This window comes from Pseudomonas sp. C6002, from assembly GCF_013385805.1.
GTDB lineage: Bacteria > Pseudomonadota > Gammaproteobacteria > Pseudomonadales > Pseudomonadaceae > Aquipseudomonas.
Window position 1 is genome coordinate 132,645 of sequence record NZ_JACAPH010000027.1, and the last position, 14,540, is coordinate 147,184.

General features: G+C 62.0%; 12 protein-coding genes. 5 read left to right on the forward strand and 7 right to left on the reverse strand.

Annotated features, from left to right (window positions below; all coding sequences use genetic code 11):
* Window positions 1-12 precede the first annotated feature (12 nt).
* The 3 genes from HX817_RS17830 to mgrA all read left to right on the forward strand — a co-directional run bounded on the left by HX817_RS17830 (window position 13) and on the right by mgrA (window position 3,540).
* Window positions 13-903, forward strand: coding sequence for a LysR family transcriptional regulator (locus HX817_RS17830; protein ID WP_177040738.1), 891 nt, complete (start codon window positions 13-15; stop codon window positions 901-903).
* Between the two features lie 161 nt (window positions 904-1,064).
* On the forward strand, window positions 1,065-2,393 hold the full coding sequence (locus HX817_RS17835) for an OprD family outer membrane porin (protein WP_080673292.1): 1,329 nt from the start codon (window positions 1,065-1,067) through the stop codon (window positions 2,391-2,393).
* A 109-nt stretch (window positions 2,394-2,502) separates the two neighbouring features.
* Window positions 2,503-3,540 (forward strand): L-glyceraldehyde 3-phosphate reductase, encoded by a 1,038-nt coding sequence (gene mgrA / locus HX817_RS17840; protein WP_003211877.1) that lies wholly within the window; start codon window positions 2,503-2,505, stop codon window positions 3,538-3,540.
* Between the two features lie 147 nt (window positions 3,541-3,687).
* Here the strand turns inward: mgrA and tauD are convergent, their stop codons facing one another.
* The 7 genes from tauD to HX817_RS17875 all read right to left on the reverse strand — a co-directional run bounded on the left by tauD (window position 3,688) and on the right by HX817_RS17875 (window position 11,906).
* Window positions 3,688-4,524 carry a taurine dioxygenase gene (tauD, locus tag HX817_RS17845; protein ID WP_003213162.1) on the reverse strand — a complete coding sequence of 279 codons (837 nt, stop codon included), beginning with the start codon at window positions 4,522-4,524 and terminating at the stop codon, window positions 3,688-3,690.
* A gap of 21 nt (window positions 4,525-4,545) precedes the next feature.
* Window positions 4,546-5,382: a taurine ABC transporter permease TauC gene (gene tauC / locus HX817_RS17850; protein ID WP_134325545.1), complete on the reverse strand. Its 837-nt coding sequence runs from the start codon at window positions 5,380-5,382 to the stop codon at window positions 4,546-4,548.
* Entirely contained in the window at window positions 5,379-6,158 is a 780-nt protein-coding gene (gene tauB, locus HX817_RS17855) for a taurine ABC transporter ATP-binding subunit (protein WP_023659332.1), read from the reverse strand. Before tauB ends, tauC begins: the two co-directional genes overlap by 4 nt.
* Window positions 6,159-6,176: 18 nt before the next feature.
* Entirely contained in the window at window positions 6,177-7,154 is a 978-nt protein-coding gene (tauA, locus tag HX817_RS17860) for a taurine ABC transporter substrate-binding protein (protein ID WP_003213167.1), read from the reverse strand.
* Between the two features lie 246 nt (window positions 7,155-7,400).
* Window positions 7,401-8,984: a glutamate--cysteine ligase gene (gshA, locus tag HX817_RS17865; protein ID WP_008435798.1), complete on the reverse strand. Its 1,584-nt coding sequence runs from the start codon at window positions 8,982-8,984 to the stop codon at window positions 7,401-7,403.
* Between the two features lie 214 nt (window positions 8,985-9,198).
* Entirely contained in the window at window positions 9,199-9,582 is a 384-nt protein-coding gene (locus tag HX817_RS17870) for a PaaI family thioesterase (RefSeq protein WP_003213170.1), read from the reverse strand.
* Window positions 9,582-11,906 carry a Tex family protein gene (locus tag HX817_RS17875; RefSeq protein ID WP_177040740.1) on the reverse strand — a complete coding sequence of 775 codons (2,325 nt, stop codon included), beginning with the start codon at window positions 11,904-11,906 and terminating at the stop codon, window positions 9,582-9,584. The genes HX817_RS17870 and HX817_RS17875 overlap by 1 nt, the downstream gene beginning before the upstream one ends.
* Window positions 11,907-12,263: 357 nt before the next feature.
* Between HX817_RS17875 and ompR the strand changes: the two genes are divergently transcribed.
* Both ompR and HX817_RS17885 read left to right on the forward strand, forming a co-directional pair.
* Complete coding sequence (ompR, locus tag HX817_RS17880; protein WP_003213175.1) at window positions 12,264-13,004, forward strand: two-component system response regulator OmpR; 741 nt, start codon at window positions 12,264-12,266, stop codon at window positions 13,002-13,004.
* 116 nt (window positions 13,005-13,120) lie between these two features.
* Window positions 13,121-14,434 carry an ATP-binding protein gene (locus HX817_RS17885; RefSeq protein ID WP_003213176.1) on the forward strand — a complete coding sequence of 438 codons (1,314 nt, stop codon included), beginning with the start codon at window positions 13,121-13,123 and terminating at the stop codon, window positions 14,432-14,434.
* Window positions 14,435-14,540: the final 106 nt, after the last annotated feature.

Here is a 14,540-nt window from a genome sequence, read left to right on the forward strand (position 1 = left end):
TGGAGACGCGCCGTGGACCAGGTCAAAGCGATGAAAGTGTTCGTGAGGATTTACGAACGCAGCAGCTTCACGCTGGCGGCCGATGACCTGAACCTGCCGCGCGCCACCCTGACCCACACCCTCAACCAGTTCGAAGCCTGGCTGGGCACGCGCCTGCTGGAACGCAGCACCCGCCGCGTCCGCCCCACGCTGGATGGCGAGGCCTATTACCTGCGCTGTGTGCAACTGCTGGCGGAGCTGGAAGAGGCGGAACTGGCCTTCCGTTCGGTGGCCCCCAAGGGCCGCCTGCGGGTGGATTTGCACGGCACCCTGGCCAAGTACTTCGTGATCCCGGCGCTGCCGCAATTCATGGCGCGCTACCCGGAAATCGAGCTGTCCATCAGCGAGGCGGACCGCTTCGTCGACCTGATCGCCGAAGGCGTGGATTGTGTGCTGCGGGCGGGCACCCTGGGGGATTCGGCGTTGATCGGTCGCCGGGTTGCGACGCTGCGCCAGGTGACCTGCGCGAGCCCGGCCTACCTGCGCAAATACGGCGAGCCGAAGCATCTCGCCGACCTGGGCGAGCACCGTGCGGTGAACTATGTTTCACGCACCACCGCGAAGCTGTTCCCCTTCGAATTCATGGTCGACGGCCAGGTGCAGGAAGTGACGATCGAGGGGGCGCTGTCGGTGTTCGGCGCAGAGATTTATGCCGCCAGCGCAGTCGCCGGACTGGGCATTATCCAGTGCCCGCACTACCGCATCGCCGAGCTGATTGACCAGGGCGTGATGCAGGAAATCCTCATTGATACACCACCGCCGCCCATGCCGGTTTCGGTGCTCTACCCGCAAAACCGACACATGTCGCCGAGGGTGCGAGTGTTCGTCGATTGGCTCGCCGAAATCTTCGCCACTGCCCGCTAACCCGCGTCTTTACTGGGTTTCTTAAATTTAATTTCATCCGGGTAAAGGGTGTTTTGACTCCGAACTGTCACATGGCCATCGCCTAATTGTGTGAAGCGTTTGACGCTTTCATTTCAGAACAGTGACGGAGACCGGTACCAATGAAGACGTTATTAAGCCCCATGGTGGGTGCCGCCATGGCGAGCTTTATGCTGTCCGCCCACGCCGATTTTATCGATGACAGCCACGCCGACGTGACCCTGCTCAACCGCTACCTCAACCAGCAGGGGCGGGATGTGGTGAACAGCAATAACAAGGCCCACAGCATCCGCGATTGGGGCCAGGGTTTTGAGTTCAACTTCAAGTCCGGCTACACCGATGGGCCGGTGGGCTTTGGCCTGGACCTGCAGGCGTTCTACGGTTTGAAACTGGACTCCGGCGGCGACCTCAATGACAAGGATCACCAGGGCCGCTACCCCGGCAGCATGTTCCCGCTGGATAACGGCAAGTCGGCCGACCAGTTCGGCGTGCTCAGCCCGACCTTCAAGATGCGCTTCGCCCAGGATGAATTGCGCGTCGGTACGCTGTACGGCAACAACCCGGTGCTGGCCAACACCGACGGCCGCCTGTACCAGCAGACCAACACCGGCGTGCAGTTGGTTTCCAAGGACTTGACCGACTTCACCTTTACCGCCGGTGACATCCTCAAGACCAAGATCCGCAACGAAACCGGCGACCAGGGCATGATCACCGCCGGCGGCACCAAAGAGAGCGATCGCTTCCTCTACGGCGGTGCGGACTACAAAGGTTTGCCGGACACCACCGTCAGCCTGTGGTACTCCAACCTTGAGGATTACTACCAGCAGTTCTTCCTCGGTGCCAAGCGCCATGACGCCTTGCCTGTCGGCGCGATCGACACCGACGTGCGCCTGTACCGCAGCCTGGGTGTGGGTGAAAACGCCGCGGGCGACAAAGACTATTCCGCTGCGGGTCTCTACGGCGATGGCACCTCCAAGGGCCGCATCAACCAGTCCACCGTCAGCCTGTTGGAAAGCTACAGCCTGGACGGCCATACCGTCGGCCTGGGCATCCAGAAAAACAGCGGCGACAGCGACTTCCCGTACCTGGATTCCGGCCTGAACAGCGGTGCCAGCAACCAGGGCCCGGGCTCGGGCGCCGACACCCCGGCACTCACCAACATGCAACTGAACAAATTCCAGCATGCCGGCGAGCGCACCTGGCTGGCGCAGTACAAATATGACTTCGGCAAACTCGGCCTTAACGGCCTGACCTTCGCCACGTCCTACGCACACGGTGATGACATCCGCACCACCCAAGGCACTACCAGTGAATGGGAACGTAACGTCACCGTGGCTTACCAGGTGCCCACCGGCACCCTCAAAGGCCTCGGCGTAACCTGGCGAAATGCCCACGCCAGCCCGGATATCACCGGTGCCACGGTGCAAGATGAAAACCGCTTCTATGTAAGCTACGTCGTTCCACTCTGGTAGGACTTTGCTGTAAAAGGGATAGGCAGACTTAAGCGATTCAGCTGCTTAAAAGGCCCGGGAATATGCTTATTCCCGGGCCTTATTTGCCCCAAGTCCAAGAGAGGATTCGATGACTTACATTGCTGCCGAAAACCGCTATGAATCTATTCCTTACCGCCGCGTAGGTCGCAGCGGACTGGTGCTGCCGGCACTGTCCCTGGGGCTGTGGCACAACTTTGGCGACAGCACCCCGATCGATACCCAGCGCGCCTTGCTGCGCACCGCGTTCGACCTGGGTATCAACCACTTCGACCTGGCCAACAACTACGGCCCTCCATACGGCAGCGCCGAGATCAACTTCGGTCGTTTGCTGCGGGAAGACTTCAAGCATTACCGCGATGAACTGATCATCTCCAGCAAGGCGGGCTGGGACATGTGGCCGGGCCCTTATGGCCAGGGCGGCGGTTCGCGCAAGTACGTGCTGGCGAGCCTCGACCAGAGCCTGCAACGCCTGGGCGTCGATTACGTGGACATCTTCTATTCCCACCGTTTTGATGCCGACACCCCGCTGGAAGAAACCGCCAGCGCACTGGCCACCGCCGTGCAACAGGGCAAGGCGTTGTACATCGGGATCTCGTCCTACTCCGGCGTGAAAACCCGGGAAATTGCGGCGCTGCTCCAGGAGTGGAAAGTCCCGCTGCTGATCCACCAGCCGGCCTACAACCTGCTCAACCGCTGGGTGGAAAAAGACCTGCTGGACGTCACCGAAGAACTCGGTGCCGGGGTGATCGCGTTCACGCCATTGGCCCAGGGCCTGCTGACCGACAAATACCTCAACGGCGTACCGGCGGATGCGCGGGTCAATCGTCCGGGGGGTGGTTCGTTGCAGGCCAAGCACTTGTCCGAGGCCAACATCGCCCACGCCCGCGCGCTGAATGAAATTGCCAAGCGCCGTGGCCAGAGCCTGGCGCAGATGGCGTTGGCGTGGACGTTGCGTGATCCACGGGTCACCAGCGCCCTGATCGGTGCGAGCCGGCCGGAGCAGATCATTGAAAACGTCGGTGCGTTGCAGAACCTGAGCTTCAGCGCGCAGGAGTTGGCGGAGATTGATCGGTTTGCCCAGGAAGGCGGGATTAACTTGTGGGAGAAGCCGTCTACGGCTGAATAAGCGGTAGAGCCCGATTCCTGCATCAACCTCTACCCAATGTGGGAGCGGGCTTGCTCGCGAAAGCGGAGTGTCAGTCACTGGATGTGTCGACTGATTCACCGCTTTCGCGAGCAAGCCCGCTCCCACATTTGATTTGTGGTGTGCCTGCTAGAACGGCACATCTCCAAGAATCGTCGCCCGATGCATCACCCGCCGCTGCGGCCGGTAATCATCCACCGCGTAATGCTGGGTCACGCGGTTATCCCAGAACGCCACGTCATTTTCCTGCCAACGCCAGCGAATGGTGAATTCCGGCCGTGTTGCATGGGCAAACAGCAGCTTCAACACCACGTCGCTTTCCGCCGGCTCCAGTTCGTTGATCTTGCTGGTGAACCCCTCGCTGACGAACAGCGACTTACGCCCGCTCACCGGGTGGGTACGAATCACCGGATGAGACAGCGGCGGGTTCTTGCGCCGGGCTTCTTCCCAGCGCGCCAAATCTTCCGGCGTGTTGCCGTAACGCTCCAGCGGGAAGGAGCGGGTGAAGTCATGGGTTGCCGTCAAACCGTCCAACAGCTTCTTGAACGGCTCGGACAACGCCTCATACGCGGCAATCCCGCTGGCCCACAACGTATCGCCACCAAACTCCGGCAGCAGCTTGGCGCTCAGTACCGCACCGAGGGCCGGGGTCGGCAGGAAGGTCACGTCGGTGTGCCAGATGGCGTTGTCGCGCACGTCGGTCACGGCGGTGTCGAGGATCAGCACTTCTGGCTGCTCCGGCACGTTGGGGTAGATCGGGTGAATGTGCAGGTCGCCGAAATTCGCCGCGAACCGCGCCTGTTGCTGCGGGTTGATTGGCTGGTTACGGAAGAACAGCACCGAATGCTTGAGCAGCGCCTGTTCGATGGCGTCGCGGTCTTCAATGTTCAACGGTTGGGTGATGTCGACGCCACTGATCTGGGCGCCAAGGGCGGTGCTGAGAGGTGTTACGGTCAGGCTGCTCATGGGATTCTCGTCGAAAATTTTTCAGTGTGCCTGGCCATGCCACGGCACCAGTTTGCGCTGCAGGGCACGCAAGCCCATTTCCATGGCGAAGGCGATCAGCGCGATCACCAGAATCCCCAGCACCACCACGTCGGTGACCAGGAATTGCGCGGCGGACTGCACCATGAAGCCCAGGCCGCTGGTGGCCGCGATCAATTCTGCGGCTACCAGGGTCGACCAACCCACGCCCAGGCCAATTCGCACGCCGGTGAGGATGTCGGGCAGGGCGCTCGGCAGGATCACATGGCGAATCAGTTGTGCCCGGGTAGCGCCCAACGACTGCGCAGCGCGCAGTTTGGCCGGGTCGACGGTACGTACGCCGGTGGCGGTCGCGATGGCAATCGGCGCGAAAATCGCCAGGTAGATCAGCAGTACTTTGGACAGCTCGCCGATGCCGCACCAGATCACGATCAGCGGCAGGTAGGCCAGTGGTGGAATCGGCCGGTAGAACTCGATCAGCGGGTCGAGAATGCCCCGGGCGATGCGGTTGGAACCGATGGCAATCCCCACCGGCACGGCGGTCAGCACGGCAAAGCCGAGGCCCAGGCCGATGCGCTTGAGGCTCGCGCCCAGATGCTGCCACAGGGTGGAGTCCATGTAGCCGGTGGTCGCCAGCAGCCAGCCTTTTTGCAGCACGGCCGAAGGCGGTGGCAGGAACAGCGGCTCGATCAGCCCGCTGGCGGTCACGGCCCACCAGATGGCAACCAGGGTCACCAGGGTCAGCACGCTGATCCAGCGGGTGCTCAGGCTGCGGCGCACGGGCACGACGGGTTTGCTCACCGGCTTGGCGGCCGTGGCCGGTAATTCGTAACTGCTCATGCGGACACCTGCCTTTGCGAGAACACCTTGCCCAGCACGTGTTCGCGGGTTTCGATAAAGCGCGGGTCGGACTTGATCGCGCGTGCCGACTCACCGGCGGCGTAGCGCTGGCCGAAGTCCAGGCTCAGGCGCTCGACGATCTGGCCGGGGTTGGGCGCCAGCAGAATCAAATCCGTGGCGAGGAACACCGCTTCTTCGATGTCGTGGGTAATCAGGAATACCGGTTTGGCCGTGCGCCGCCAGACTTGCAGCAACAGCTCCTGCATCTGTTCGCGGGTGAAGGCATCAAGGGCGCCGAAGGGTTCGTCCATCAGCAGTACGCGGGGGTCGGCAGCCAATGCACGGGCCAGGCCGACACGTTGCTTCTGGCCACCGGAGAGTTGCCAGATACGACGGCTGTCGAAACCGGCGAGGTCCACCAGGGCGAGCATTTCCCGGGCGCGGATTTCCCGCTGGTCCTTGGGCACGCCTGCCAACTCCAGGCCGAAGCCGACGTTGGCCAGCACGTCCTGCCAGGGCAGCAGGGCGTCGTCCTGGAACACCACGCCGCGTTCGGCGCTCGGTCCTTTTACCGGCACACCGTCAAGGGTGATGCGCCCGGCGCTGGGTTCGACAAAGCCGGCAATCAGGTTCAACAGCGAAGTCTTGCCACTGCCGGAAGGGCCGAGGGCCACCAGCAATTGCTGGGGCCCAAGGCTCAGGGAAATATCTGCCAGTACTGGCTCCGGGCTGCCTGGGTACTGTGCGCTGATGCGCTCCAGTTGTAGCAAGGCCATCGCGGTTAACTCCTGGTATCAGTTAGTGATGAACTTCGGGCTGACGTACGGGGCGTAGTCCGGCAGTACGGCGTCGACCTTGCCTTGTTCCTTGAGGAACGCGGCGGTATCGGTGACAGCCTTGGTGGTCGGTGCGCCGAGCAGGGTGACCTGGTCAGCCGCCAGCGGGTAGACGTTGCCTTGCAGCAGCAGCGGAATGTCGCTGGCCTTGGCCCCGGAGAGCTTCACCAGTTTGTCGACGTTGCCTTTGTCAGCCAGCCAGGCTTGTGGGTCTTTGCGGTAAGCGGCGTAGGCATCCAGGGTGACCTTGGCAAAAGCCGTGACGATTTCCGGGTGCTTCTCGGCGAAATCCTTGCGCACGATCCAGGCATCGAAGGTCGGCGCGCCGAACTTGGCCAGTTCGCCGGAGGTGATCAGCACCTTGCCGTTTTCCTTGGCTACGCCAAGCGCTGGGTCCCACACGTAGGTGGCGTCGATATCACCACGTTTCCAGGCGGCGATGATGGCCGGCGGGGCGAGGTTGAGGATGGTCACTTTGGACGGGTCGATGTTCCAGTGCTTCAACGCGGCCAGCAGGCTGTAGTGGCCGGTGGAAACGAATGGCACGGCGACTTTCTTGCCGATCAGGTCCTGCGGGCTGTTGATCCCGGAACCGTTGCGGGCCACCAGGGCCTCGGCCCCGCCGATCTGGGTGGCGATCAGGAAGGTTTCCACCGGAACCTTGCGGGTCACGGCAGCGGTCAGCGGGCTGGAACCGAGGTAGCCGATCTGCACGTCACCGGAAGCGATGGCGGCGATGATGTCGGCACCGTTGTCGAATTTGCGCCAGTCGATCTTGGCGTTGGTGGCTTTTTCGTACGCGCCGTCGGCCTGGGCGACTTTCGCCGGGTCAACGGTGGTCTGGTAAGCGATGGTCACATCGGCGGCCTGGGCAAACAGGCTGGCACCGGCCAGGGACAACGCCGCCAAGAGGCGAAGGGGGAAGTGCAGTTTCAAGGGGGAAGTCCTCATCAGGCGGCCGGAGGTCGGCGTGTGAGAAGACTAAATGATCTAAGAATCCGAAAATAAATAACATTTTCGAATTAGCTTATGAGGAGAAACTCGCGCGCCAGGCTAGAAGGCGCATAGGCCAAATGTGGGAGCGGGCTTGCTCGCGAAAGCGGTGAATCAGTCACCGAATACATCGACTGATACAACGCTTTCGCGAGCAAGCCCGCTCCCACAGGGGTCTGTGTCAGGCTTTTAGTTGCTGATAGCGAGGATGCTCGCCTGGTACGACCCGACAAACACGTCAAAATCACCCACTTCGTTCTGCTCAAGCTCCGCCTGCTGCGCCAGCGAACTGCGCGCCAGCTCCTCAAAACGTGCCTGTTCCTCTGCCTTCAACGGCTCGCTGCGGAAGTACTCCGCATGCACCTGGCTCTGATGCAGCGAGAACTGCGCAAAGCTCTCTTTACGCTCGCTCATCGCCGCCAGCACCTGGGCCGACGGGGTCAGGGACGAATCCTTGACCTTCGCCAGCTGCGCGTCCAGCGCCTGGCTGTGTTCATTGATGCCCTGGCTCTGGTCCAGCATCGCCGCCAGCGGAGCAATCTGCTCCAGCAGCTCTGCCGCCCATTCCTTCATGTCCACCGATTCGCCACGGCGCTGCAATTGCAGGCCCGGACGGCGGCCTTCCTTGACCACGCTGAGGAAGTTGGAGGTGGCGTTGCCGCACTCATTGTCGGCGAACAGCGGGCTGTCATTCAGCGCGCAATACAGCAGGAACGCATCGAGGAAGCGCGACTCTTGCAAGTCGATGCCCATCGGCAGGAACGGGTTGATGTCCAGGCAGCGCACTTCAATGTACTGGATGCCACGGGCCATCAGCGCCTGGATCGGCCGTTCGCCGGTGTAGGTCACGCGCTTGGGCCGGATGTTGGAGTAGTACTCGTTTTCGATCTGCAGGATGTTGGTGTTGAGCTGAACCCACTCACCGTCCTTATGGGTACCGACTTCGACGTACGGTGCGTAGGGCGTTGCCACAGCTTCGCGCAGGCTGTCGGTGTAGCTCGCCAGGTCGTTGTAGCACGGCGTCAGGCCGGCCTGGGCGTTGCTCTGGTAACCCAGGTCGCTCATGCGCAGGCTGGTGGCGTACGGCAGGTACAGGGTGTCGGCGTCCAGCACTTCGAGCTGGTGCGAACGACCGCGCAGGAAACCCGCGTCCAGGGCCGGCGAGGCGCCGAACAGGTACATCAGCAGCCAGCTGTAGCGGCGGAAGTTGCGGATCAGCGCGATATAGGCCGTGGACTGGTAATCCCGGTCGGTGCCCACAAAGCCTTCGGCTTCCTTGAGCAACGGCCAGAGGTCTTCCGGCAGGGAAAAGTTGTAGTGGATCCCGGCGATGCACTGCATGGTCTTGCCGTACCGCAGGGCCAGGCCCTTGCGATACACGTACTTGAGCTGTCCGATGTTGGAGGTGCCGTAGTAGGCAATCGGAATATCTTCCTCGGCCGGCAACGGGCACGGCATCGATGGACTCCACAGGTACTCGCTGCCGAGCTTGCTGTAGGCAAAACGGTGGATCTTGTCGAGGCTGCTCAGGGTATCGGCCGGGTTGGGCAACGCCGGCGTGATGAATTCAAGCAGCGACTCGGAATAGTCGGTGGTGATCTGTTCGTGGGTCAGTGCAGCGCCCAGGGCCTCGGGATGCGGCGTTTGTGCCAGTCGGCCTTCACCGGTGACGCGCAGGCATTCGCGCTCGATGCCGTGCAGGCATTGCTCGAGCAAAGAGAGGTGTTCGTGCTTGCCGAGCAGGGCCAGGCGGCGGTTGAGAAGTTCGCTCAAGTTGGATTCCTTCACGCGTCAGTCGCCCCAATATGGGGGTGGTCAGGACGGTCTACAAGGGTGAAGTGGAAACTGGCGTTATCGCCTGGTTTTTGAGCCGGATTGACCCACTCTGAAAGAGCCGCCCTCGTCCCTGAATCTGGCCATCGCGCACGAGGAAAAGTTCGGCGCAACTTTCGAAGCGCCGAAATTAACTCAAATCGATGACAGGGAGCTATAGGACAGCGAAGGTGCCTTGTGCTTTTGCGACCAGTTTTTCGTCCTGGTACACGTCCGCCTCGACCACCAGCGTGCGCCGACCCGGGTGAATCACCCGGGCGGTGCACAGCACATCGCCGTCGGAAACGGCGCGGATGTAGTTGATCTTGCATTCGATGGTCGCGCTCTGCTGGTCGAAACCATGGGAGCTGGAACACGCCAGCCCCATGGCAATGTCCACCAGGCTGAAGATCGCCCCGCCATGGAGCTTGCCAGCGCGGTTGCGCAACTGCGGTTCCAGGGTCAAGGCCACCTCGGCAACACCGGTTTCCAGGCGCTGCAGGCGGCAGCCAATGAGTTCGCTGAAAGCGCTGTGGGTCAAGCCGGCTGGCAGTTCCATTAACGTTTCTTCAGTTGTTTGGCGTTGGCGAACAGCGAAGCCATGGCGTTGTTGGCCGGGGCTGGCGCAGCGGTTTCCTTGCGGGGGGCGGCGCCTTGGGACTGGCGTGGCGCCGAGCCCGGGCGTGCGCCGCGGGCACCGTCGATTTTCTCGCCCGGGGTGTCGCTCATGCGCATCGACAGGCCGACGCGTTTGCGCGGGATGTCGACTTCCATGACCTTGACCTTGACCACATCACCGGCTTTCACCGCTTCACGCGGGTCCTTGATGAACTTCTCCGAAAGCGCAGAGATGTGCACCAAACCGTCCTGATGCACGCCGATATCCACAAACGCGCCGAAGTTGGTCACGTTGGTCACCACGCCTTCGAGGATCATCCCCAGTTGCAGGTCCTTGAGGTCTTCGACGCCTTCCTGGAATTCGGCGGTCTTGAACTCGGGACGCGGGTCGCGGCCAGGTTTTTCCAGCTCTTGCAGGATGTCGGTGATGGTCGGCACGCCGAAGGTTTCGTCGGTGTACTTCTTCGGGTCCAGGCGCTTGAGGAACGCGGCGTCGCCGATCAGCGAGCGGATGTCGCGGTCGGTTTCAGCGGCGATGCGTTGTACCAGCGGGTAGGCTTCCGGGTGGACAGCCGAGGAATCCAGCGGGTTGTCACCGTTCATGACGCGCAGGAAGCCGGCGGCTTGCTCGAAGGTTTTTTCGCCAAGGCGTGCGACTTTTTTCAGCGCTGCACGGGTCTTGAACGCACCGTTTTCGTCGCGGTGGGTCACGATGTTCTGCGCCAGGGTGGCGTTGAGGCCGGAGATCCGGGCCAACAGCGCTACCGAGGCGGTGTTCACGTCCACGCCGACCTTGTTCACGCAGTCTTCCACTACCGCATCCAGGCCGCGTGCCAGTTTCAGCTGCGACACGTCGTGCTGGTACTGGCCGACGCCGATGGATTTCGGGTCGATCTTCACCAGCTCGGCCAGTGGGTCCTGCAGGCGGCGAGCGATGGACACTGCGCCACGGATCGACACGTCGAGGTCCGGGAATTCCTTGGAAGCCAGTTCAGACGCGGAGTACACCGAAGCGCCGGCCTCGGAGACCATCACCTTGGTCATCTGCATGCCTGGGTATTTTTTGATCAGCTCGGCGGCCAGCTTGTCGGTTTCACGGCTGGCGGTGCCGTTGCCGATGGCGATCAGGTCCACCGAGTGCTTGGCGCACAGGGCGGCCAGGATGGCGATGGTCTGGTCCCACTTGTTGTGCGGCACGTGGGGGTAAACCGTGGCGTGATCCAGCAGCTTGCCGGTGGCGTCGACCACGGCAACCTTGCAGCCGGTGCGCAGGCCCGGGTCGAGGCCCAGGGTCGCGCGTGGGCCGGCGGGTGCGGCCAGCAGCAGGTCGTGCAGGTTGTGGGCGAATACGCTGATGGCTTCGGTTTCGGCGCCGTCGCGCAACTCGCCCAGCAGGTCGGTTTCCAGGTGGGTGTAGAGCTTGACCTTCCAGGTCCAGCGCACGACTTCACTGAGCCACTTGTCCGCAGGACGATTCTGATTCTGGATGCCGAACTGTTGACCGATCATGCCTTCGCACGGGTGCATGGTGCCTGGCAGCTCGTCGCCGACTTTCAGCGCGGAGCTCAGGATGCCTTCGTTGCGGCCGCGGAAAATCGCCAGTGCACGGTGGGACGGCATGCTTTTCAGCGGCTCGTCGTGTTCGAAGTAATCGCGGAACTTGGCGCCTTCCTCCTCCTTGCCGGCGATTACGCGGGCACTGAGGGTGGCTTCCTGCTTCAGGTAGTTGCGCAGTTTTTCCAGCAGGTTGGCGTCTTCGGCGAAGCGCTCCATGAGGATGTACTTGGCACCTTCGAGGGCGGCCTTGACGTCGGCCACGCCTTTTTCGGCATCGACAAAGCGTGCAGCTTCGGTTTCCGGGGCCAGGGACGGGTCATTGAACAGACCGTCGGCCAGCTCGCCGAGGCCGGCTTCCAGGGCGATCTGGCCCTTGGTGCGGCGCTTCTGCTTGTACGGGAGGTACAAGTCTTCGAGGCGGGTCTTGGTGTCGGCGAGCTTGATGTCGCGTTCCAGCTGCGGGGTCAGCTTGCCTTGCTCTTCAATGCTGGCGAGGATGCTGATACGCCGTTCGTCGAGTTCTCGCAGGTAGCGCAGGCGCTCTTCCAGATGCCGCAACTGGATATCATCGAGGCTGCCGGTGACTTCTTTACGGTAACGGGCGATGAAGGGCACTGTGGAGCCTTCATCCAGTAGAGCGACGGCCGCTTCGACCTGTTGTGGGCGTACGCCGAGTTCCTCGGCGATGCGGCTGTTGATGCTGTCCATAAAACCACCTGAAATTCTGAAAGCAGGCTCGCAGGCCCGGAAAACAAGGCTCGCGAGGCTGGTTGAGCGGCCCGTCTGGCGCCGCTGCCTGGGTCAAGAGGCAGCCTATTGACCCTCGAAATCGAAAAAATCACTACAAGCGGGTGAAAAAAATCCCCTGGCAGTAAACGGTAACGAACTGACGTTGCCCTGCACAAAGGCGCCGCATTATAACCAGCGTTCTGCCCTTGGGGGGATTGCCGCCAAGGTTGTAGGGCGCGGGTTCGCTGGCGGTAGAGGAAAAATCTGCTAACAATGCACACGGTGCGTATAACGGCAGCTACGCCATAATGCGCGCCGAGATAAGAGGAGCATCTAATGAGCAGCACTGCACAAACTGCTGAAGGCGAAAAAATTCTCATCGTTGATGACGATCCGGGGCTGAGCAGCCTGCTGGAGCGTTTCTTCAACTCCAAGGGCTACCGTGCCCGCGCGGTGCCAAACACCGAACAGATGGACCGCCTGTTGGGACGTGAAGTCTTCAACCTGGTGGTGCTGGACCTGATGCTGCCCGGCGAAGACGGCCTGACCGCCTGCAAACGCCTGCGCGGCGCCAACAATCAGATCCCGATTATCATGCTGACCGCCAAGGGCGATGAGCTGAGCCGCATCAAGGGCCTGGAACTGGGCGCCGACGATTACCTGGCCAAGCCGTTCAACCCGGACGAGCTGATGGCACGGGTCAAGGCCGTACTGCGTCGCCAGGCCGCCCCGGTACCGGGCGCTCCAGGCAGCGAAGACGAAAGCGTGACCTTCGGCGACTACGAGTTGTCGCTGGCCACCCGTGAGCTCAAGCGTGGCGATGAAGTGCACATGCTGACCACCGGCGAATTCGCCGTGCTCAAGGCACTGGTGATGAACGCTCGCCAGCCGCTGACCCGCGACAAGCTGATGAACCTGGCCCGTGGCCGTGAGTGGGACGCCCTCGAGCGCTCCATCGACGTACAGATCTCCCGTCTGCGCCGGATGATCGAGCCCGATCCATCCAAGCCGCGTTATATCCAGACGGTGTGGGGTGTGGGTTACGTGTTTGTGCCGGATGGCACTGCAACCAAGTGACCGATGATTTGCAGAGGCGGGCGTGCCGGTGATGACTCGATAAGAGTCAGCCGGTTGCCCGGCGTTTGCAATTCTGCGAGCTTGGCTCGCTCCTGCAAGGTGTCCAGCTGTCTTTTATGAAAACCCCGTTGTGGTTCCCGCAGAGTTTCTTCTCACGCACCCTTTGGCTGGTGCTCATCGTCGTACTGTTTTCCAAGGCCCTGACACTGGTTTATCTGTTGATGAACGAAGACGTGCTGGTGGACCGGCAGTACAGCCACGGTGTCGCGCTGACCTTGCGCGCCTACTGGGCCGCAGACCCCGAGAACCGCGAGAAGATCGCCAAGGCCGCTACCCTGGTCCGGGTCGCGGGCGCGGGCGTGCCCGAGGGCGAGCAACATTGGCCCTACAGCGAAATCTACCAGCGCCAGATGCAGGCCGAACTGGGTGAAGACACCGAGGTGCGGCTGCGCATGCATGTGTCGCCGGCGCTGTGGGTGCGAGCGCCGAGCCTGGGGGAGGACTGGCTGAAAGTGCCGCTGTATCCGCATCCGTTGCGGGGGCAGAAGATCTGGAACGTGCTGGGCTGGTTCCTGGCGATTGGCTTGCTTTCCACCGCGTCTGCCTGGATTTTCGTGCGCCAGCTCAACCAGCCGCTCAAGCGCCTGGTGTTTGCCGCACGCCAGCTGGGCCAGGGCCGCAGTGTGCGCCTGCCCATCAGCGATACGCCGAGTGAAATGACCGAGGTGTACAGCGCGTTCAACCAGATGGCCGAGGATGTCGAACAGGCGGGGCGCGAGCGCGAGCTGATGCTGGCGGGGGTGTCCCATGACCTGCGCACGCCGCTGACGCGTCTGCGGCTTTCCCTGGAACTGATGGGTAACCACACCGACCTTACCGACGACATGGTTCGAGACATCGAGGACATGGACGCGATTCTCGACCAGTTCCTGGCGTTTATCCGCGATGGCCGGGACGAGGTGGTGGAAGAGGTCGACCTGACGGACCTGGTTCGCGAGGTGGTTGCTCCTTACAACCAGAATGGCGAGCAGGTGCGCATGCGCCTGGAGCCGATCCAGCCGTTCGCGTTGCGTCGGGTTTCGATGAAGCGCCTGCTGAATAACCTGATTGGTAACGCGCTGCATCACGCCGGTTCCGATGTGGAAGTAGCAGCCTACGTTTCCGGGGATACCAGTGCGCCTTACGTGGTGCTGAGTGTCATGGACCGTGGGGCCGGTATCGATCCGGCGGAACTGGAAGGTATCTTCAACCCGTTCACCCGCGGCGACCGTGCCCGGGGTGGCAAAGGCACGGGCCTGGGGCTGGCGATTGTGCGGCGGATTGCTTCAATGCATGGCGGCAATGTCGAATTGCGCAACCGGCCGGATGGCGGCCTGGAAGCGCGAGTGCGCTTGCCGTTGGGGCTGATGTTGCCCAGGGACGCGGTCTAAATGTGGGAGCGGGCTTGCTCGCGAAGGCGGTGGGTCAGTCCATAGAAATGTCGACTGATCCACCGCCTTCGCGAGCAAGCCCGCTCCCACACTGGTTTTGCGGTGC

Excerpts from the sequence above, each read along its gene's own strand:
- HX817_RS17835 (WP_080673292.1), top strand. The coding sequence starts at position 1,065 with ATGGTGGGTGCCGCCATGGCGAGCTTTATGCTGTCCGCCCACGCCGAT.
- mgrA (WP_003211877.1), top strand. The coding sequence starts at position 2,503 with ATGACTTACATTGCTGCCGAAAACCGCTATGAATCTATTCCTTACCGC.
- tauD (WP_003213162.1), bottom strand. The coding sequence starts at position 4,524 with ATGAGCAGCCTGACCGTAACACCTCTCAGCACCGCCCTTGGCGCCCAG.
- tauC (WP_134325545.1), bottom strand. The coding sequence starts at position 5,382 with ATGAGCAGTTACGAATTACCGGCCACGGCCGCCAAGCCGGTGAGCAAA.
- tauB (WP_023659332.1), bottom strand. The coding sequence starts at position 6,158 with ATGGCCTTGCTACAACTGGAGCGCATCAGCGCACAGTACCCAGGCAGC.
- HX817_RS17870 (WP_003213170.1), bottom strand. The coding sequence starts at position 9,582 with ATGGAACTGCCAGCCGGCTTGACCCACAGCGCTTTCAGCGAACTCATT.
- HX817_RS17875 (WP_177040740.1), bottom strand. The coding sequence starts at position 11,906 with ATGGACAGCATCAACAGCCGCATCGCCGAGGAACTCGGCGTACGCCCA.
- ompR (WP_003213175.1), top strand. The coding sequence starts at position 12,264 with ATGAGCAGCACTGCACAAACTGCTGAAGGCGAAAAAATTCTCATCGTT.
- HX817_RS17885 (WP_003213176.1), top strand. The coding sequence starts at position 13,121 with ATGAAAACCCCGTTGTGGTTCCCGCAGAGTTTCTTCTCACGCACCCTT.